We start from the raw sequence: 19,666 nt of genomic DNA, 5'->3' as shown, positions 1-19,666 counted from the left end.
AACATTAAAATAACCATATATTTGGTGCTGTTTGGCAATTAAATAATCTTAAGTTCCTCTACTGGATTGGAAAAATTATGGCGAAGAAATTTGAGCTGAAGGCGTCTGACTTAAGGCTGATTTGCGATCCAAAGGTTTTCAAGTTTAAAAATACATCCGAGGTCAAGCCCCTGGATACGGTGATCGGGCAGGAACGCGCCGTGCAGGCCATTGATTTCGGCCTGAACATGGATGATCCCGGCTACAATATATTTGTGACCGGTTTGGCCAGCACCGGCAAATCGACGATTGTCAGGGATCTGGTCAACAAGCACGCCAAACGCCTGCCTACCCCCAATGACCTGTGCCTGGTCAACAATTTCAAAGACGAATTTCGCCCTAAAGCCATCGTGGTTCCACCCGGCGTTTCCATTAAATTCAGCATAAAAATGAAAAGGGCTATTGAAGGATTAAAAAAAGAGTTGCCGGAAATATTCGAAGACGATGCCTATTTAAAAAAATTATCCAAATTAAAAAACACATTTGCCCAGCAGCAGCATGCCCTGTTTGAGCAGTTGGAAGCTTATGCTGCTTCAAGAAATTTGTATATCGAGCAAACCGAAACCGATTTTCAGACCATCCCCATGGTCGACGGTCAACCAATTACCCCCGAGGAGTTTAATGCCCTGCCGGCCAGGGCCCGGGCCAAAATCGAAGAAAATCTAATGTCCATCCAGGCTGAAATCGAGGCCACCGCCATGGATATGGACAAAAATAACCTGACCCTGCACGCCGATATTGAAAAACTGATGGATACCTACGCGTTATCGGTGGTAAAAAAACGACTTCGTCCAATGCGCAGAGAATTTAAAACCTGCGAAGCCATCGTCGCCCACCTGAATGCCGTGCAACAGCATATCGTTGAAAACTTCAATTTGTTTATCCCGCCGAATAAAGGTGAGACCCCTCCGTCAGAGCATCAGCCGCGCAATGCGAGCGCTGCCTTCCAGCAATATGAAGTCAATGTGCTGGTGGATCAGGAGACCACCAGGGGTGCGCCGGTTATTTTCGAAACCAATCCGACATTTTATAATGTATTCGGCCGCATCGAAAAACGCGCCTTTATGGGCACCATCAACACGGATTTTACCATGGTGCAGGCCGGCTCTTTGTTGAGCGCCAACGGCGGCTTTTTGATCATGGAAATCGATTCGGTGATGATGAACCCCTATGTCTGGGAAGCGCTGAAAAGAACGTTGCGCACCAAATGCCTGCAAATCGAAGACATCCCGGAAGAAAGTGCTTTCGGCACTACCTCTCTTAGGCCGGAACCCATCCCGCTGGATGTGAAAATCATTCTGCTGGGCAGCTATGACATCTTCGAAATTATTCAGAGCGAAGACCCCCGGTTTAATAAAATATTTAAGGTGCGGGCCGATTTTGACTCGGAAGTCGATCGCACTCCGCGCACCATCCAGCAATATGCCCGTTTTATCGCCCGGGTTTGCCGGGAGGAAAACCTGCTGCCGTTTACCCCCAGAGGAGTAGCCCTTATGGTGGAGTATGGCGAAAAATATGTTTCCAACAAGCATAAGCTGTCCATTCGATTCGGTCCCATCCTCGGTATTCTCAAGGAAGCGGATTACTGGGCACGCAAGAACAACGCCCGCCAGGTAACGGATAAACATGTGATTAAAGCCTTCAATGATCATCGCTTCCGTCACAATCTGTATGAACACAAAATGCATGAATCCTATTTGGACAACACCATTATGATCGATGTCAAAGGCGCTGTGATCGGCCAGGTCAATGCTCTGGCGGTTTACCAGATCGGCGAGTTCGCATTCGGCCGGCCGGCGCGCATCACTGCTGAAACCTATATGGGCAAGCAGGGCGTTGTGAATATCGAACGCGAAGCCGAGCTCAGCGGCGCCACCCATGACAAAGGGGTATTGATTCTATCCGGGTATCTGGGGCGAACCTTTGCCCAGCAGCACCCATTGAGCCTGTCGATCAGCATCACCTTCGAGCAAAGCTATTACGGCATCGACGGTGACAGCGCATCATCCACCGAGCTGTATGCCATTATCTCCAGTCTGGCCGATATGCCCATCAAGCAGGGTATTGCGGTCACCGGCTCGGTCAACCAGAAAGGAAAAATTCAGGCCATCGGTGATGTCAACCAGAAAATCGAAGGCTTTTATGAGGTGTGCAAGGAAAAAGGCATCACCGGTGAGCAAGGGGTGATCATTCCGGAGGCCAACGTCAAAAACCTGATGCTCAAAAAAGAAGTGGTTGATGCCGTCAAGCAGAAGAAGTTTCATATCTACAAAGTTTCCAGGGTTGAAGAGGGCATCGAGATCCTGACCGGCGTTCCGGCCGGCAAACCCAATAAAAAGAGAATGTATCCTGTAGGAAGCGTGTACGGCGCAGTCCAACAAAAACTAAGGGGCTATATTAAGCAAACCGAAAAACTCAAAAAGGAACTTGAAGACGAAGCAGAGTAATTAGCACTCAACTTCAGAATCAATTTTAAAACCTTACTACATTAGATCCCCCATCTCCGTAAAATAAGATTTTCATCTCACCGGTTATCTGGTCTGATATCTTCAAGAGATCAATAATTGCGTGTGCATTTAATTATGATTGACGGGAACCCGTCGATTTGACTATAAACGCATACATACTGCCTGATTTTCCTACTCCATCAAATATGAAGCACGGCTTCTCACTCTGAATCGAATGTTGTCGCTCATCTGATAGTTGTGATCCTTTGACGCATCAATTTCTGCAGCGCTATTAACTCACAAAAGCATGATACGGCAGTTAGGAGATCAGACGGGAGATGAGAGCCCAAAATGCATCAGATCCGAAAAATCACCGAATGCAATTTCGTGTAGGAGTTGTGATTGCGGATGAAGCCTGAATTTACTGGTAACAGTCAACTGACGCCGTTACGAACAAAACTGTGCGTTCCTCCACTGAGGCCAAACTGGATTTCGCGACCGCGCCTGGTCAAGCGGATGGATGAGGGGTTTGAACGTAAGCTTGCCCTCATATCTGCTCCAGCCGGTTTCGGCAAAACCACCCTCTTGGTCGACTGGATCCACTCCCACAAAATACCGGCCGCATGGTTCTCAGTGGACAAAGCTGATAATGAACCCTTGCATTTTCTGACCTATGTCATCCTTGGGCTTCAGAGCCTGGAGGCCGCTGCCGGCAAGGCGGCCCTGACGATGATCAACTCACCGCAGCCACCGCCGATCGAATCCATTTTGATAAGTCTGCTCAATGATTTAAGCCAAATTTCGCTAGACCTTGCGCTGGTTCTGGATGATTATCATCTGGTCGACGCCAAACCAATTCATGATTTAATTGCGTTTTTGCTCGAAAACCTGCCCGAGCAGATGCATCTGATCATCGCCACCCGATCGGACCCACCTTTGCCACTGGCGCGGGTGCGTGGTCAAAACCTGCTGACCGAGCTGCGTGCCGTTGATCTGAGTTTCACTGTCGATGAAACCGCCAGCCTTTTGAATCAAAGTTTAAATGTACAGCTTTCCGCCCCGGATATCCAATTGCTGGAAACCCGCACCGAAGGATGGGCTGCTGGTCTGCAGCTGGCTGCTCTGTCGCTGCAAGGACGCAAGGATCCATCCGATTTCATCAAAGGCTTTAAAGGCGACAATCGCTATATTGCCGACTATCTCACCGAAGAGGTGCTGAGCCGTCAGCCCGAGCATCTCCGTAATTTCCTGCTGCAAACGTCTATCTTAGGGCGTCTGTGCGGCCCGCTCTGCGATGCCGTTACCGATCAGGAAAACAGCACACAGGTATTGAACACCCTGGAAAAAGCCAATCTGTTTGTTATACCACTCGACGATGAACGCAGCTGGTATCGCTACCATCATTTGTTTGGTGATTTACTCGAACAGCGATTGCCCATGAAGCAGGAGGATCGGGTCCCTGAACTGCATCGCCGGGCAAGCCAGTGGTATGCAGAAAATGGTTTTAAGAACGAAGCGGTGGATCACGCGTTTTTGGCTCAAGATTATATAAGCGCAGCGCTTTTGATAGAAGAAATTGCAGAAATCGATTGGGATCGTGCCCGCGAAAGCCAACTCTTAAGATGGTTTAAAAAGCTGCCGGATGAACAAATCGACGCGCATCCAAAGCTTTGTATCTTTTATGCCCGGGAATTGTTTAAAAGTGGATACATGGATGATGCTGAAAAGAGACTGCAAGCAGCCGAACAAACGATAGAGTCCATTTCGGACAGCGATTCAGAAAGGGATGGATTGTTGGGAAGGATTGCGGTGATTCGCGCGTACATGTTAACGCGAACAGGTGATCTCTTGAGAGCCGTCACTTTCTCAAAGCAGGCATTGAAGCTGCTCCCCCCAGAAGATTTAAACTGGCGAAGTGTGGCCGCCACGACATTGGGAATGGGCAATATAACAGGCACGTTGGCCGAACAGCAGCAGGCTTTTGTCGAGGCGATGAAGATTAGCAAAACCGCCGGCAATGTCTACTATCATATCTTCGCCGGCAGTTGTCTGGGATCAATCATGTTTAGACGCTGCCAATTAAAAGAGGCCGAAGCTCTTAACCGCCAGTTGCTGGATCTGGCGATAGAGAATGGCATCGAACAAACCGGAATTGCTGGCTCCCTGTATGGAAGTTTGGGCAGCATTTTATGTGAATGGAACGATTTTGAAGAAGGCATGCGTCTGATCAGCAAAGGCATCGAACTGAGTGAACTGGGACGCGATCCGGTCATTCTGGCAAGCTGCCAGATTGGTTTAGTGCGAGCATTAATGTATCGGATGGATATTGCCGGTGCGTTAAAACTGATGGATGAAATAACTGCGCGTGCGGGTAATTTTGCACTGCCCCCCTGGATTACCAGCCCCCTTGGTGCTTTCAAGGTGTTTGTCTGGTTGGCGACCGGCGACCTGAATGCGGCTATAAACTGGGCTCAGGAAAAAGGATTGAGCATTGATGATAAGATAAGCAACCTGTATCAGCTGGAATATCTGACCTTGGCTCATATTCTGATCGCTCAAAATAGGCTGGATGAGGCGGATCACTTGCTTCAGCGTTTAATTGAAACGGCCAAGGCCGGTGATCACGTGTATATGATGATCGAGATGCGGTTGTGCAGGTTAACGATCTTTCTACTAAAGGCTGAAACCGCCTCGGCAATGGCTGAGCTGCAATCCGCATTAGCGCTGGCTGAACCCGGTGGATTAACAATGATCTTTGTCAGCAAAGGAAAGCCCGTAGCTGATTTGCTGGAAAAACTGGTTGCGGTCAAAAAGCGGAATCATGAACTTCGCCAGGCCGGTTTTTCTTTATCCTACGCCAAAAAAATCCTCACAGCCTTTAAAACAGCCACCCCACCGAAAATCGAAGGTCTGATGGACCCGATCAGCGAACGTGAAATGGAAGTTTTACAGCTTATTGCAGCCGGCTTATCAAACCGCGAAATCGCAAACAAACTTTTCATTTCTTTAAACACCGTAAAGACCCACACCAAGAGCATCAACAGCAAATTAGATGTTAACAGCCGTATCAAAGCCGTCACCCGCGCCAAAGAGCTGGGACTTATATAGCGCCCGGCGCGCAATAATTTAAATCAATCCCACACGCTGACAACTTCCCCGCCCTATTTAAAACCTGAACTTACATAAAAATAATGAAAACCTGATTCTATTAAAAAACTATCTCAAAAATTGTAGATAACGTTCGAGGGCAAGGCGAAAACCGATTCATAAACCGAGTATGCAAAACCTGATATAGCTCTCGGCGCGTATAGATCATCTTCAATCCTGCACCTGATCCTTCAATTTGCATTTCTGACTAATTTAGAACCTATATTAAAAATAGTGGATCAGCGTTCAGGGCAAGGCTTTCCGTGAATTGAAAACAGAGCGTACACAGAGTACGTGAGTATTTCAATTCGCGGTACAACGCAGCCCTGGGCGCTTAGACACATTTTTAAGATAGGTTCAAAATCACCCCTCAAAATCACCCCTTAGTGTGATGACCGCACCCCTCTGATTTCCTATATTTCTACCGGACGACCTCAGAAATTTCTGAACCGTTCACTCAATTTTACCGGATCTGAGTCCAAAACGCAGGCCAACAGGAGGAATTTTCATGACAAATCCACATAAATTTCATGGCCCAACAAATTACCGGATCAGATTGAAAGGCCACCTCGACCCCAAATGGTCAGATTGGTTTGAGCAGATGGTCATTTCCACGGAGGCAGACGACACGATTCTGATCGGTTCGGTGGCGGATCAGGCCGCATTACATGGGCTGCTAAACCGCATACACGACCTGAATATAGCGCTGCTGTCGATCGAATGCATCGAACCGGTTCAACTGGAAAAGGGATAGATTCCAAAAACTTTCATCAATCAAGGAGGCAAAATGAAATTATTCAAAACAACATCAGGGGGGTTAAAAATGTTTACGATCAAACGTTTCATCAATTTAATGTCGGTCAAATTACTGCTTATCCTAATAATTTGTGTATTGATCGGTTTTGCAATGGGCTGCTCGGCAGATAGTGAAATTAAAGGTGAAGTTAATGGTGGCACAGTTAATCTGCCCGCAAAAGATCCGGCTCTGGAATGGATTGCACCGGAAGACGCAGGCTGGTCTTCTGCCGAATTGCAGGACGCACATGAATTTGCCATTCAGACGAGATGTCAGGCCGCCATGGCACTGCATGACGGTAAAATCTTTTTTTCCCGGGGCAATATTCACAAAAATTATGCGGTCGATTCGATCGGAGAAGTATTTTTAAATGCGATCTATGGCATTCACGATGCCCGGGGCAATATCAACCTTAATGCCACCCTGGCGGATTTGCATATCGCCGACATCCCGCCGGGTCTGACCCATGCTGAAAAACAAGCCAGAGTGGAGCATCTATTGATGTCGCGCTCGGGAGTTTACCATAAAGCCGCAGATGAAGACCCGGCGATGGTCGATTATAGACCTGATAGAGGAAGCCATGCCCCGAATTCGTTCTTTTATCATAACCAATGGGACGTTAATACGCTGGGAACCATTTTTGAGCAGGAGACCGGTGAAGCTATATGTATGGCTTTTAAAACGGAAATCGCCAATGGCGTGGAAATGGTGGATTATGACTTCAACAACTGTTCTTACCAATATCAATGGAATAAATCCTTGCATCCGGCATATCATTTCAAGATGAGTCCCAGAGACCTGGCCAAATTCGGTGTGCTATACCAGAAAAATGGTCGTTGGAATGGCTCGCGGATCATTCAAGAATATTGGATAGATGATAGCACCATGGCGTATTCGACGATTCCGGATACAGACGGTCTGGGCTATGGGTATTTGTGGAAGATTATTCCAAAGGATTCGGATCTAGGGCAGATGATCGGCTATTCGGGTTACTATCATATCGGAGCGGATGACTATGTCTTGGTGGTTATACCGGATTTAAAACTCGTCATCGTGCAGCGTTACAATAAGAATCACAACTGGGAAGATCCCGAAGATGATTCATTTGAGATGACAATGCGGATTATTGAAGCCAAGATATAACAATGGGGATAGCCAGTCGGCCCGGCCGTTCATTGTTATTGATATCACTCAAGCACGGAACTGTATCAGATTGATATTGACTTTTCTGCTTGTAAGCTGGTTTTGTCAGGAAAACAATTCAGCATGGTTAAGATTTGTTCGATCGCAACCAGAGGATATGAAATGACAGCATACCACCCTTTTCGATCAAAGGCCGCTAAAAAAGAGTATCTTGCGTTATATGATGAGAGGGTTAAGAAGTGGCCGGTCGATTCGCGGACCCAGTTCGTGGATACGGCTTACGGCCAGACATTTGTGCGCCTGAGCGGACCAGCCGGCGCCTCACCACTGGTGCTCTTGCATGGCGCCGGTGGCGATTCGTTACAATGGATTCCCAACATTGAGGCGCTATCCAGACGGTATAGCGTCTTTGCGGTAGATAATATTTATGACTACAGTCGCAGTATATACACCCAAGTCATAAAGAACCCGGATGACTATGTGCAATGGCTTGATGAGTTGTTCAGTGCGCTGGGGCTGGGAAACCATATCAAACTTATGGGCCTGTCTTACGGTGGCTGGTTGACGAGCCAGTACGCACTCCGCTTTCCCGGGCGACTCGCTAAAATGGTGTTGGTGGCGCCGGCCGGCACTGTGTTACCCATACGGTTAGAGTGGATCTTGCGGGCTGTACTTTGCTTTTTGCCCCATCGCTACTTCACCAAACGTTTTTTATTCTGGCTGCTGGAAGATTTAGTGAAAAAAGATGAAGATAGCCGCATCATGTTAGAAGAAGAGGTGGACGCAATAGTTGTGCGTATGCGGTGCTTTAAAACCATCCGGTTGATTCGTCCGACGGTTTTAGACGATGCGGATCTAATGAACATCAACGTACCCACACTTTATTTGGTCGGTGAGCACGAAAAAATCTATTCTGCCGGCAAAGCCATCCAGCGCCTTCATAAGATGGCACCCCAGATAAAAACAGAGGTTATTCCCGATGCCGGTCACGACCTCACATTTGTGCATCCGGAAATGGTGAATAAAAAAATTCTCGAGTTCTTGAGAGAACGGTGACACATAATAACCAACCGTTTCTGCTTTTCCAAAAAAAGAACCACATGCAATTGCACGTCTCGTAGAGGCTGAAGATGGTTTTTATGTCGGCCGGACGTGAGGTAAACCAGGCTTTATATACGGAGGTCAGAGTGAAACTAAAAAAAGCGTTAATGCCATTGCCAGCTAGCGGAACTGTTTTTTCCGCCGATGGTTTATCGATCAAACAATTTCAAGCGGAAGTATCGACCGCTAGAAAACGAATTTTAGAAGAAAGCCAGGTGGTTGAGACCGCGCGAGGACGCATCGAATATTCAACCACCGGGGAGGGTCTGCCGGTGCTATTTGTCCATGGTGCCGGCGGCGGGCATGATATGGGCCTTTTATTTGCGCGACTGATCGGGGAAGATTTTTTCTGGATTTGTCCATCACGTTTTGGATATCTACGAACGCCGATACCGCCGGATGCATCCTTTGAAGCCCAGGCAGATGCTTATGCAGCCCTGCTGGATTATCTGCAGATTGAAAAAGCCGCCATTATTGGGTTATCTATCGGGGGCCCTTCAGCGCTGTTGTTTACTTTGCGCCACCCAGACCGCTGCGCTGCGTTGGTACTCCAGTCGGCCATAAGTAAAACAACACCAAAACGTCCCATATCGGATTGGTTTTATAATAGCCTTTTTCGGTTCGATTTCATTTATTGGGCTGTATCTCATACCGTTAAAAATTTTCTCATTAAAAAATTTGGGGTCGATCCAGCTGTTCTCAAAACCTTAAACCATGATGAAAAGAAATGGGTAGAAGAAGTGCTGCAGATATTTCATCCCGCCAGCCAAAGATACCCGGGAATAAGAAATGATCAAAAAGCAACGATTTCGAACAAGCAATATGATCTTGATAGAATCAATCTTCCGACATTGATTTTACATGCATTGGATGACCGCCTGAATGATTATGATTTTGCAACCTACGCGCATGCGCGCATACACGATTCCGAGCTGATCACATTCCCAAGCGGCGGGCATTTTGTAATTGGAATTCACCAACAATGTCGAGACGCTATTGCCGGCTTTTTAAAAAAACATTTATGAAAAGGATTCGGTGCGACGATGAAAAGGAAACTACCTATTTTTTCAACTGTGGAGGGTCGCGAACAATATCTGGCGGCCTACGAGGCCATGTTTTCGCTGTGGAAAGTGCCCCATGATGCCATTGACGTCAAAACAAGCTATGGCTCTACCCATATCAATGCCAGTGGTTCTGAGGATGGGTATCCGCTGGTGCTGTTGCATGCCGCCGGTTTGAGCTCAACCGTCTGGTTCGCCAACATTGCTCAGTTAAGCGCCCATCATCGGGTTTACGCGGTCGATATGATCGGGGACGCCGGCAAAAGCGTGGCGGAGCGACTACTGGATAAGCGGGCAGATTATGCAATATGGCTAAAAGAGGTGTTTGACGGGTTAAACATTGAAAGAGGAGATCTGCTGGGGCATTCCTACGGGGGCTGGTTAACGCTGAATATGGCGCAGGCCTTTCCGCAGCGGCTGCGCAAAATCGTATTGCTGGCCCCGGCGGCATCCTACCGCCCCCTGGGTTTCATAACGAAACTCGTATTTTTTCTGGGTGAGTTCAGGATTCATCCCCCCGCAAGGTCGATGTTAAAGGCAGCGGCCGCCAAACAAACGGTGCTGGAAGAGACCTTTGTTCATCTGATGGAGGAAGTCACGCGCTATTGTCGCCCGGCCATGATATATCCGACCGTGTATACAGATCAGGAACTCAAGCAGATCGATCTGCCCGCTCTATTGTTAATCGGTGATGCCGAAAAGATATACAATCCCCGCAAGGCTATCGAACGCGCGCAACGATTAATGCCCGATCTAACATTTGAAATCATTGCAGACGCCGGTCATCTCCTGATCTTGGATCAGCCGGAGAGCATTAACGCCCATATTCTGAAATTCTTAAGCAAATAAGCCTTTCAGGTCGTCGATACACCCAACCACCAACCTATTGTTTCAGATCCGCAATGAGTGTCTCGGCGGCCTGGCGGCCGGACACCAGGGCCCACTGAATTGACGGTGTGCTTCGATACTCCCCGCAAACATAAATGCCCCGCTTGATTTGGCCGACAGGTAAAATCGGATTGTGCATCGGCGGCCCTTCAGCTGACAATGCATGCTGGATTCGATACATTTTAATCAAGCGCCAGCCATCAACCGCTGCCCCGTACCAGCCGGAGAGCTGCTTTCTGACCTGCCCTTCTAAAACAGCGTCCGCCACATCTAAATTGCCGAGCACCACAACCGATATTAGCGCCTGCCCCGGCGGCGCATAGGTCGGCGCCACCAAACTGGGCACACTCAGGCTGTGGACCGGACCGGGGCCGTCAGCGTTAAGCACCAGAAAAGGTTCTTTGATCGGCGGTTTGTCGGCAGCATAATACACACAGCTCACCGGGCGGGAGGCAATCGTCTCACCGGCTACTAACAAGCGCGCCGTTTCAGGACCGTCAGTGGCGAGAACCAAAGCGCGTGTCTTCAACTCCTCGCCGGACTCAAGACGGATCCGGTTCTCGCCTACCGATGTCACCCGTTGACCGAATCTGATCGAATCGTCCGGAATTCCCGCAGCCAGCTGCCGGGGGATAGCCGCCATGCCTTCAGCCGGCAAGGTGGCGTCTCCTTTGACAAACATGCGAAAGACAAATTGAAAGAAGTTGCTGGACACGCGAATGTGCGGATCCAGGCACACCCCGCTAAAAAACGGTTTGAAGAATCGTTGGATCATGGTTTCTGTAAAGCCGTTGGTTCGCAGAAAATCGTCCGTCAGCATATCCGGCTGCTGGAAAAGATCCGCCAATGACCCGTGACTGACCCGACGACTTAATTGTACCAGTTTTAGACGATCCATAAAGGTGCCAATCGGCGCCCGCAGGGTCTCCTTTACATATTGCGGCATGCGTCGAGGGTCGGCCAGGCGATAAAATCGGCCGTCGGCCCGTACAATGACGCCGGGTGCATATGGGCGCAAATCCAGGACCTCATAATCCAACTGCCGCCGGGCTTCGGGGTAGGCATCCTGCAAGACCTGAAAACCGTGGTCCAGTATGAATCCATCAATTTGATCGGTCTTGACACGTCCGCCGATACGGTCCGAAGCCTCGATAATTTGAAAAGGAATTCCGGCCTTTTGCAGTCGCCGCGCACAGCTCAGGCCGGCTATGCCGGCTCCCACGATGATCACCATTTCAGTAGTGGTTCCCATTTTAAGTTCTTAGCCCATTTCTAACTCATTAGCAAAATATGGTTTCAGGTTTCAGGTGTCAGCCCTTGTAATCGGCCCTGAAACCTGACACCTGACACCTGAAACCAAATGTATTACTTTTCTTTGTATATTGTTTGCAGGCAAAAGATTGGTTCCCCGTACCCCTACGATAGATTGACATATTGCAAAGACCTCATGGGTAATTATGTTAACGATTGGTCAAAAATCAACGTGAAGGTGATCGGTCCATGCCTAAAAATGAGCTTCTCGAAATAACTGCGGCCGGCATTTACTGCCGGCCGGGCGATTTTTACATCGATCCCTGGCAGGCGGTCGACCGCGCGGTCATCACCCACGCACATGCCGATCATGCCCGGCCGGATTGCCGGCATTACCTGGCTGCATCGGACGGTGAAGGAATTTTGCGGCTGCGACTGGGAAATGATATCCGGTTGCAATCAGTAGGCTACGGGGAAAAAGTGGCGCTCAACGGTGTGAGTGTATCATTGCATCCGGCCGGACATGTGCTCGGATCCGCTCAGGTCAGAATCGAACACAAAGGCGAAGTCTGGGTGGTTTCCGGCGATTACAAAATCGAGTCGGATACGACCTGCGCTGCTTTCGAGCAGCTTAAATGCGATACATTTGTGACCGAATCGACGTTTGGCCTGCCTGTTTTTAAATGGCGACCGCAAACAGACGTCTTTGCAGACATTAATGGCTGGTGGCGGTCCAACCAGGCTGCTGAAAAAACCAGTGTGTTGTTTGCATATTCGCTGGGTAAGGCTCAGCGGGTCATTGCCGGACTGGACGCAACTCTCGGCCCAATTTTCACGCATGGTGCGGTTGAAAATGTTAACAAATGCTATCTGCAGGCGGGTATTTCACTGCCGGAAACCCGCCACGTAGCCAGTGTGGAAAAAAAGAATGCCTTTGTCGGCGGAATGGTGGTCGTACCGCCTTCAGCCGATACGCCGGCCTACACCAAAAGATTTACCAACGTCAGCAAAGCGTTTACCTCCGGCTGGATGCAGATCCGCGGCATGCGCCGACGGCGGTCCGTCGATCGTGGATTTGTGCTCTCAGACCATTCCGATTGGAGCGGATTGATCAAAACGATTATGGCCAGCGAAGCGGAAAACATCTGGGTAACACACGGCTACACAGCCGAAGTGGTTCAGTACCTGCAGGAGCAGGGCTTAAACGCCCGTCAGGTCGACACCCGGTTCAGCAGCGGAATCGATCGCACCGAGGCATAGGTGATTTAGCGATCTAAAATATCCTCGATCATTATTATGAAATTATTTGCGCAACTCTATACGGCTCTGGATGAAACCACCCGGACCAATGTCAAGATCCAGGCCCTGGTGGATTATTTTCAGCAAGCGCCTCCGAAGGATGCCGTCTGGGCCATTCATTTTCTGATTGGCCGCAAGCCGCGTCAGGTGGTCCCGACACGCAAGCTCAGAGAATGGGCCGCCCAGCTTGCCGGTATACCCAATTGGTTGTTTGATGCTTCCTATGACGTGGTCGGCGATCTGGCGGAAACCATTACCCTGGTATTGCCCCTGAGCACTCGGTTGCAAAACCGGCCGTTGCACGTCTGGATCGAAGACATCCTTTTACCCCTGCGCGGAAAAGACGAAACGGACCAGCAAAAAACCATCCTGGATACGTGGCAGCAGCTGGACAGCCCGCAGCGATTTGTGTGCAACAAACTGATCACCGGTGCCTTTCGGGTCGGAGTATCGCAACGTTTGGTGACCCGGGCACTTTCGCAGCTGAGCGGCATCGATGCCGCTGTGATCGCACATCGCTTGATGGGAGACTGGACGCCCGACGCACAAACCTATCATCAGATTCTGTCAACCGACACAAGCGATAGTGACATCAGTCGGCCCTATCCGTTTTATCTGGCTTACCCGCTCGATCAGAAAACCACCGACCTGGGAGACATCAATGACTGGCAGGCTGAATGGAAATGGGACGGTATTCGCGCCCAGGTGATCAAACGGCAGGATCAGGTGTTTATCTGGTCTCGGGGGGAAGAATTGGTGACCGATAAATTTCCGGAGATATCGCAGGCCGCTGAAAGGTTACCCAACGGAACCGTGCTCGATGGTGAGATTTTAGCCTGGGATAACGAGCGGCCATTAAATTTTTCCGAACTTCAGCGCCGCATCGGCCGTAAAAACGTCGGCCCCAAACTGCTAAAAGAGGTGCCAGTGATCCTGATGGCCTATGATATCCTGGAAGTTGACGGAAAAGATGTACGCGACCACACCCTCACGCAACGTTTTGAGGCCCTGACACAAATCTCAGCCACACTGCCGGACGATAAGATCTTGAAAATATCACCGGTCACCGCCGGCAGTTGGCAACAGCTGGCCGGGGCCAGAGAGCAGGCCCGCAGCCGGGGTGTCGAGGGTTTGATGTTAAAGCGCTTGTCTTCACCTTACCGTGTGGGACGCCGCCGGGGTGATTGGTGGAAGTGGAAAGTGGATCCGCTGATGATCGATGCCGTGCTGCTTTACGCCCAGCGCGGCCATGGACGGCGCTCCGGACTTTATACGGATTACACCTTTGCGGTCTGGGATGCGGACAAACTGGTGCCCTTTGCCAAAGCCTATTCAGGATTAACAGATGCAGAAATTCGTCAGGTGGACCGCTTCGTTCGCACCCATACGCTGGAGCGCTTCGGGCCGGTGCGCTCTGTCGAACCGCAGCTGGTATTTGAAATCGCCTTTGAAGACATTCGCCAATCCTCCCGTCACAAATCCGGTATCGCCGTCCGATTCCCGCGCATATCGCGCTGGCGAACTGATAAAAAAATACAGGATGCCGATTCGCTGCAGACGTTAAAATCCCTGCTGACAGCTGCCTGACCAAAGAGAATTCATGACCCGACAACCGCCAACATTTAGCAAACGATATCGGCCCGCTTTCAAGCAGGTGACCCGCTGGTTTCAATCGAAAAAGTGGCGGCCGTTCGATTTTCAGAAACAGGCATGGCATGCTTACCTGCAGGGCCGCAGCGGTTTGATTCATGCGCCCACCGGTATTGGAAAAACCTATGCAGCTTTTATGGGCCCTCTGATGGCGGAGCTTACCGATACGCACAACCGCCATTCAGGCGAAGGTCCATCTGCAGACCCGGGCGCAAAATTGCCAGCCTTAAAGGTCTTGTGGTTAACACCCCTGCGTGCCTTGGCAGAGGACATCTGCCAGGCATTGCGCGAACCTTTATCGACTGTTGAGCTGGACTGGACAGTGGAAACACGCACCGGGGACACGCCCGCTTCGGTGCGCTCCCGGCAGCAAAAACAATTGCCCGCTGTTTTGATTACCACCCCTGAAAGTCTTTCGCTCCTGTTGTCATATCCCGGCTCAAAGCGTAAGTTCAGCTCCCTGGCTGCAATTATCGCCGATGAATGGCATGAACTGATGGGCAGCAAGCGCGGGGTTTTGGCGCAACTGGCCATGGCCCGCCTGCACAGCTGGTGCCCAGACTTGCGAATTTGGGGGCTTTCAGCAACACTGGGCAACACCGATACCGCCATGCAGGTGTTGTTGGGAGCCCGGGCAGCCGGCGGATTGAAAATACAGGGGCTGATGCCCAAAGAAATTACGGTTGAAAGTGTCGTGCCTGAGCACATCGAGCGCTTCCCATGGGCCGGGCATCTGGGGCTCACCTTGTTGCCACAGGTCATTGAAACCATTGCAGCTGCCCGCAGCACCCTGGTGTTTACCAATACGCGCTCGCAAACTGAAATCTGGTATCAAGCCATTCTGGAAGCGCAGCCTGCTTGGGCAGGTCGCATGGCTTTACACCATGGCTCGCTGGATAAAAAAAAGCGCCAATTTGTCGAAAGCCAATTGCAGCAGGGGCAGCTCAAATGTGTCGTTTGCACCTCAAGCCTTGATCTGGGAGTAGATTTTTTACCGGTCGACCACGTCATCCAGATTGGCAGCCCCAAAGGCATTGCCCGCTTGATGCAGCGCGCCGGCCGCAGCGGGCACCAGCCGGGTGAACGCAGTCGCATCACCTGTGTGCCCACCAATGCGCTGGAGCTAATTGAAATCGCGGCGGCCAGACAGGCGATAGTTAAGAGCAACATCGAGCTGCGCCAACCGGTGATCAACCCCCTGGATGTCTTATCCCAGCATTTGATTACCATCGCGTCCGGCGGCGGCTTTTCAGCCGATGATATTTACCGCGAAGCCAAGAACACCCATGCCTTCGGTCAGTTAACCTACGCTGAATTCAAACGCGTCCTGGAATTTGTCACAAGCGGCGGGCCGACATTGCAGGCCTATCCTGAATATGCTCGCCTCGTCCGCAAAAACGGCAGCTACCACGTTCGCAACAAGGAGATCCTTAAACGACATCGTATGAACATCGGCACCATCACCAGTGATGCCGCCATGGCCGTCAAGTACCGCAATGGACGACGGTTGGGAACCATTGAAGAAAGCTTTGCCGCCAGGCTCAATAAAGGTGACCGCTTTGTTTTTGCCGGCCATAAGCTGGAATTTGTCAAGATCAAGGACATGACGCTACTGGTCAAAAAAGCGGGGCCGCACAAAGGCCCTGTGCCGCAATGGATGGGAGGCAGAATGCCGCTGTCTAGCCAGCTGGCATATTCGGTTCGTCTACAAATGAAGCACGCCGGGCAAAATCGATTTGACAGCACAGAATTGACGGCCGTCAAACCGTTGCTTGAACTGCAGACCCAATGGTCAATGCTGCCGGATGAAAATACGCTGTTGATAGAGCGCCTCACATCCCGTGATGGTTTTCATCTTTTCGTTTATCCCTTCGAGGGTCATCTGACGCATGAGGGGTTGGCAGCGCTGCTCGCTTTTCGTTTGGCTAAACTAAAGCCGCTGACCATTTCCATGGCTGTTAATGACTACGGTTTCGAACTGCTGTCAGATGCCAATATTCCGTTGCAACGATCGAATGTAAAACAACTGATGGCAACTGAAAACCTGCTCGATGATATTTTGCAAAGTGTTAATGTGTCTGAAATGGCACGGCGGCAATTTCGCGAAATTGCCAGAATTGCCGGTCTCGTATTTCAAGGATACCCTGGAAGGCCGAAGAAAAACAGCCAGATTCAGGCATCGAGCAGCCTGATTTTTAATGTTTTCAAGCGCTATGAACCGGACAATTTTCTTGTAGCGCAGGCCGACCGCGAGGTTTTGGAAAACCAACTGGAGCATCAACGCTTAACGGCCACCTTGAACAAGATGTCTGCAAGCCGGATACACATCGTCGATGTCCAGCACCCCACACCGCTGGCGTTTCCCATTATGGTCAATCGCCTACGGGCCAAAATCAGCTCGGAAAAACTGACGGACCGCGTCCGCAAAATGCAATTGCGGCTTGAAGCAGCTGCGGATAAGGTGTCGTGAGCAAGGCGAAGACTGAAAGGGCCGTCATGTGATTGGGGGTGGTATCAATACAGCATATACTTTAAGATTGCAAAATGAAATCGACCTGGCACACCATACAGCAAAATCATTTCCTTCTGATGGCGCAACGTGCAGCATTCTGGAAGGAACAAGGGATACTGCTCATTGCCGATCCGCATTTCGGCAAAGCAGCAAGTTTTCGCTCGCAGGGTATTGCCATCCCCAGGGGAACGACCCGCCATGATCTGGACCGCCTGGCAGATTTGATCAGTTTGCTTCGGCCGCGCCAACTGGTCATCCTGGGCGATTTGATTCATTCTGCCAGCAGCAAAAGCCGCTATGTTTTGAGCGAATTGCGTCAGTGGCGTCAAAATTTTTCAGATCTTCGCATCAGACTGATTCAGGGAAATCACGACCGCAGGTCCGGCGATCCGCCATCGGAATTAAGAATTGATCACGTTCAGAAGGATTACAGCCTCGGACCCATCATTTTCGCGCATCAACCCTGTCAGCAGGCCCGCGGATACACGATCGCCGGCCATGTTCATCCGGCCGTTATGCTAAAGGGAAAAGGGCGGCATAAGGAACGCTTTGCCTGTTTCTATTTTTCTGCCGATTATGCTATCTTACCGGCATTTGGCAGTTTCACCGGGCATCACCTCGTACGCCCCTCTGCCGGGGATCGTGTGTATATTGTCGCCGAAGATCAGATTATGCCAGCTCCAATCCGGCCAACAACGGAGAAAAGCAAGGTATCACGTCGTGATTAAAAAACAGCTTCCGGCTGAATCCTTAAAAGAACGCTTAGTGGCCAGCGCCAAGGATCGCCTGTATAATTTTTTACTGGCCGATGGTGCGGTTCGGGGTGCAGTTTTGCATGGCACGCGCATGGTCAATGAAATGCGCGCCAACCATGAGCTGGGCATCTTGGAGACCCTGGTGCTGGGGCGGGCCTATCTGGGCGTTGCCTTGATGTCTGCTAATATAAAAGGCATCGAGAGTGTCAGTTTAAAGATCGAATGCTCGGGGCCCATCAAGGGCCTTACAGTGGAGGCCAACACTTTCGGTGAGGTGCGCGGGTTTTTGAAAAATGTGCCGATTCCGATTGACAAGCCCATGGAAAATTTTGATCTCTCCCCTTTTTTTGGTGCCGGGTTTCTCTCGGTGATTCGCAACATGGCAGATGCCAAACAGCCGTTTACCAGCAAAATCGCCTTGGAATACGGCAACATCGCTCAGGATTTGGCCAATTATTATCTGACATCCGAGCAAATCCCGACCGCATTCAACCTCAGTATTAAGTACGATAAGGACGGACAGGTAACCGGTGCCGGTGGGCTGTTCTTGCAGGCCATGCCCGGTGCTGATGATACACTGGCCGCGGAGCTTGAGGATTTGGTGATTGAATTTCCGTCGTTAGGTGAAGCCTTTGCCGATGGGCAGGAACCTCAGGATTTGGTGCAGAAGGTATTCATAAAATACACGCCCCACTTTCTGGCCGATAAGCGCATTGAGTTTATGTGCCATTGCAGCCCTGAACGCCTGCGACGTGTTCTAAAGATGCTGCCTATTGATCAATTGCAGGATATCCGCGATCAGGGGCCGTTTCCGCTTGAGATGCGCTGTCATTTTTGCAATACAAGCTATAGATTTTCAAAAGAAGAGATCCAGCAAGTTTACAGTTCCAAAGTGCATTTGCGCTAAGGCTTTTGTCCCGCCTGCTGCTTTTTGAGCTGCGTGACCATCTGATCAATTGAAATGCCGTTGGGTGCCACGGCAATCGGATTCACCTCCAGCAGCCCTTCCCAGGCTTTGATGGCGCCATCGGCGTCATTGAGATCATGCAGCATCACAATGCCTTTATTCATGCGGGATACTTCGTGTTTGGGATCTACGGAAATGGCCTGGTCAAAGGCTTTGATAGCTTCTTCAGGTTTGCCGCTGCGCCGGTACATGACACCCATGTCGGTCCAAACATTGGGATTATGGGGGTCCAGATCCAGTGCTTTGCGATAGGCGGAAATGGATGCTTGGTGCTGATCGGAATCGAAATAGGCATTTCCCAATTCTGTCCAGACTTTAACATTTCCGGGCTCAGCCTCGGTCTGGCGTTTGAGGGCTGCAATCCGATCAGCGCTTACCGATGAGGGTGCTCCCATTTGGGCTGGTGGAGAAGTGACCGGTGCACGCGAATCGGACTTAAAAACCGCAAAGACAACCCCACCGAAAAACCCCACTGCCAGGCACAGCAGCGAGACCATTAAAAATATTTCCTTGCGGACATACTGACCCTGTTCCAGTTTTTGTTTTTTTGCCATTTCCCCCCCTAAACTGTCAAATTTGCCTAAATATAAACACGAAAACGGCCGGGTAA

Annotated in this window: 14 protein-coding genes; 12 read left to right on the top strand and 2 right to left on the bottom strand. The window is 50.2% G+C overall.

Going from position 1 to position 19,666, the window contains the following annotated elements; all coding sequences use genetic code 11:
• Positions 1-77: 77 nt before the first annotated feature.
• The 7 genes from QNJ26_18035 to QNJ26_18005 all read left to right on the top strand — a co-directional run bounded on the left by QNJ26_18035 (position 78) and on the right by QNJ26_18005 (position 10,583).
• On the top strand, positions 78-2,486 hold the full coding sequence (locus QNJ26_18035; GenBank protein MDJ0987445.1) for an AAA family ATPase: 2,409 nt from the start codon (positions 78-80) through the stop codon (positions 2,484-2,486).
• Between the two features lie 408 nt (positions 2,487-2,894).
• On the top strand, positions 2,895-5,594 hold the full coding sequence (locus QNJ26_18030) for a LuxR C-terminal-related transcriptional regulator (GenBank protein MDJ0987444.1): 2,700 nt from the start codon (positions 2,895-2,897) through the stop codon (positions 5,592-5,594).
• A 547-nt stretch (positions 5,595-6,141) separates the two neighbouring features.
• The gene (locus QNJ26_18025; protein ID MDJ0987443.1) at positions 6,142-6,387 is read left to right on the top strand and encodes a hypothetical protein; all 246 of its coding nucleotides are present in this window, start codon (positions 6,142-6,144) and stop codon (positions 6,385-6,387) included.
• Positions 6,388-6,420: 33 nt separating this feature from the next.
• A complete protein-coding gene (locus QNJ26_18020; GenBank protein ID MDJ0987442.1) occupies positions 6,421-7,572 on the top strand; it encodes a serine hydrolase domain-containing protein in 1,152 nt (383 codons plus the stop codon).
• Between the two features lie 162 nt (positions 7,573-7,734).
• Positions 7,735-8,628 (top strand): alpha/beta hydrolase, encoded by an 894-nt coding sequence (locus QNJ26_18015; protein ID MDJ0987441.1) that lies wholly within the window; start codon positions 7,735-7,737, stop codon positions 8,626-8,628.
• Between the two features lie 131 nt (positions 8,629-8,759).
• Positions 8,760-9,698 (top strand): alpha/beta hydrolase, encoded by a 939-nt coding sequence (locus QNJ26_18010; protein MDJ0987440.1) that lies wholly within the window; start codon positions 8,760-8,762, stop codon positions 9,696-9,698.
• Between the two features lie 18 nt (positions 9,699-9,716).
• Positions 9,717-10,583, top strand: coding sequence for an alpha/beta hydrolase (locus QNJ26_18005; GenBank protein MDJ0987439.1), 867 nt, complete (start codon positions 9,717-9,719; stop codon positions 10,581-10,583).
• A 34-nt stretch (positions 10,584-10,617) separates the two neighbouring features.
• On the opposite strand, the gene QNJ26_18000 is transcribed toward QNJ26_18005, so the two are convergent.
• Positions 10,618-11,874: an NAD(P)/FAD-dependent oxidoreductase gene (locus QNJ26_18000; protein MDJ0987438.1), complete on the bottom strand. Its 1,257-nt coding sequence runs from the start codon at positions 11,872-11,874 to the stop codon at positions 10,618-10,620.
• A 248-nt stretch (positions 11,875-12,122) separates the two neighbouring features.
• On the opposite strand from QNJ26_18000, the gene QNJ26_17995 reads away from it, so the two are divergent.
• From QNJ26_17995 to QNJ26_17975, 5 genes are all read left to right on the top strand, one after another.
• Positions 12,123-13,133, top strand: a complete 1,011-nt coding sequence (locus QNJ26_17995; GenBank protein ID MDJ0987437.1) for a ligase-associated DNA damage response exonuclease — start codon at positions 12,123-12,125, stop codon at positions 13,131-13,133.
• A gap of 36 nt (positions 13,134-13,169) precedes the next feature.
• The gene (locus QNJ26_17990; protein MDJ0987436.1) at positions 13,170-14,759 is read left to right on the top strand and encodes an ATP-dependent DNA ligase; all 1,590 of its coding nucleotides are present in this window, start codon (positions 13,170-13,172) and stop codon (positions 14,757-14,759) included.
• A gap of 13 nt (positions 14,760-14,772) precedes the next feature.
• Positions 14,773-17,292 (top strand): ligase-associated DNA damage response DEXH box helicase, encoded by a 2,520-nt coding sequence (locus QNJ26_17985; protein ID MDJ0987435.1) that lies wholly within the window; start codon positions 14,773-14,775, stop codon positions 17,290-17,292.
• 74 nt (positions 17,293-17,366) lie between these two features.
• A complete protein-coding gene (gene pdeM, locus QNJ26_17980) occupies positions 17,367-18,062 on the top strand; it encodes a ligase-associated DNA damage response endonuclease PdeM (GenBank protein MDJ0987434.1) in 696 nt (231 codons plus the stop codon).
• A complete protein-coding gene (locus tag QNJ26_17975) occupies positions 18,055-18,996 on the top strand; it encodes an Hsp33 family molecular chaperone HslO (GenBank protein ID MDJ0987433.1) in 942 nt (313 codons plus the stop codon). Before pdeM ends, QNJ26_17975 begins: the two co-directional genes overlap by 8 nt.
• On the opposite strand, the gene QNJ26_17970 is transcribed toward QNJ26_17975, so the two are convergent.
• Positions 18,993-19,610, bottom strand: coding sequence for a tetratricopeptide repeat protein (locus tag QNJ26_17970; GenBank protein MDJ0987432.1), 618 nt, complete (start codon positions 19,608-19,610; stop codon positions 18,993-18,995). The two genes, QNJ26_17975 and QNJ26_17970, sit on opposite strands and share 4 nt — an antisense overlap.
• Between the last annotated feature and the right edge of the window lie 56 nt (positions 19,611-19,666).

The sequence above is a fragment of the Desulfobacterales bacterium genome (assembly GCA_030066985.1).
Lineage (GTDB): Bacteria > Desulfobacterota > Desulfobacteria > Desulfobacterales > JAHEIW01 > JAHEIW01.
Note: the sequence above shows the minus strand (reverse complement) of the source record. Positions and strands in the feature narration are given on the sequence as shown.

Bases quoted from the DNA above. Each gene is read 5' to 3' on its own strand.
- QNJ26_18035 (MDJ0987445.1), top strand. From the start codon at position 78: ATGGCGAAGAAATTTGAGCTGAAGGCGTCTGACTTAAGGCTGATTTGC.
- QNJ26_18030 (MDJ0987444.1), top strand. From the start codon at position 2,895: ATGAAGCCTGAATTTACTGGTAACAGTCAACTGACGCCGTTACGAACA.
- QNJ26_18025 (MDJ0987443.1), top strand. From the start codon at position 6,142: ATGACAAATCCACATAAATTTCATGGCCCAACAAATTACCGGATCAGA.
- QNJ26_18020 (MDJ0987442.1), top strand. From the start codon at position 6,421: ATGAAATTATTCAAAACAACATCAGGGGGGTTAAAAATGTTTACGATC.
- QNJ26_18015 (MDJ0987441.1), top strand. From the start codon at position 7,735: ATGACAGCATACCACCCTTTTCGATCAAAGGCCGCTAAAAAAGAGTAT.
- QNJ26_18005 (MDJ0987439.1), top strand. From the start codon at position 9,717: ATGAAAAGGAAACTACCTATTTTTTCAACTGTGGAGGGTCGCGAACAA.
- QNJ26_18000 (MDJ0987438.1), bottom strand. From the start codon at position 11,874: ATGGGAACCACTACTGAAATGGTGATCATCGTGGGAGCCGGCATAGCC.
- QNJ26_17995 (MDJ0987437.1), top strand. From the start codon at position 12,123: ATGCCTAAAAATGAGCTTCTCGAAATAACTGCGGCCGGCATTTACTGC.
- QNJ26_17990 (MDJ0987436.1), top strand. From the start codon at position 13,170: ATGAAATTATTTGCGCAACTCTATACGGCTCTGGATGAAACCACCCGG.
- QNJ26_17985 (MDJ0987435.1), top strand. From the start codon at position 14,773: ATGACCCGACAACCGCCAACATTTAGCAAACGATATCGGCCCGCTTTC.
- pdeM (MDJ0987434.1), top strand. From the start codon at position 17,367: ATGAAATCGACCTGGCACACCATACAGCAAAATCATTTCCTTCTGATG.
- QNJ26_17970 (MDJ0987432.1), bottom strand. From the start codon at position 19,610: ATGGCAAAAAAACAAAAACTGGAACAGGGTCAGTATGTCCGCAAGGAA.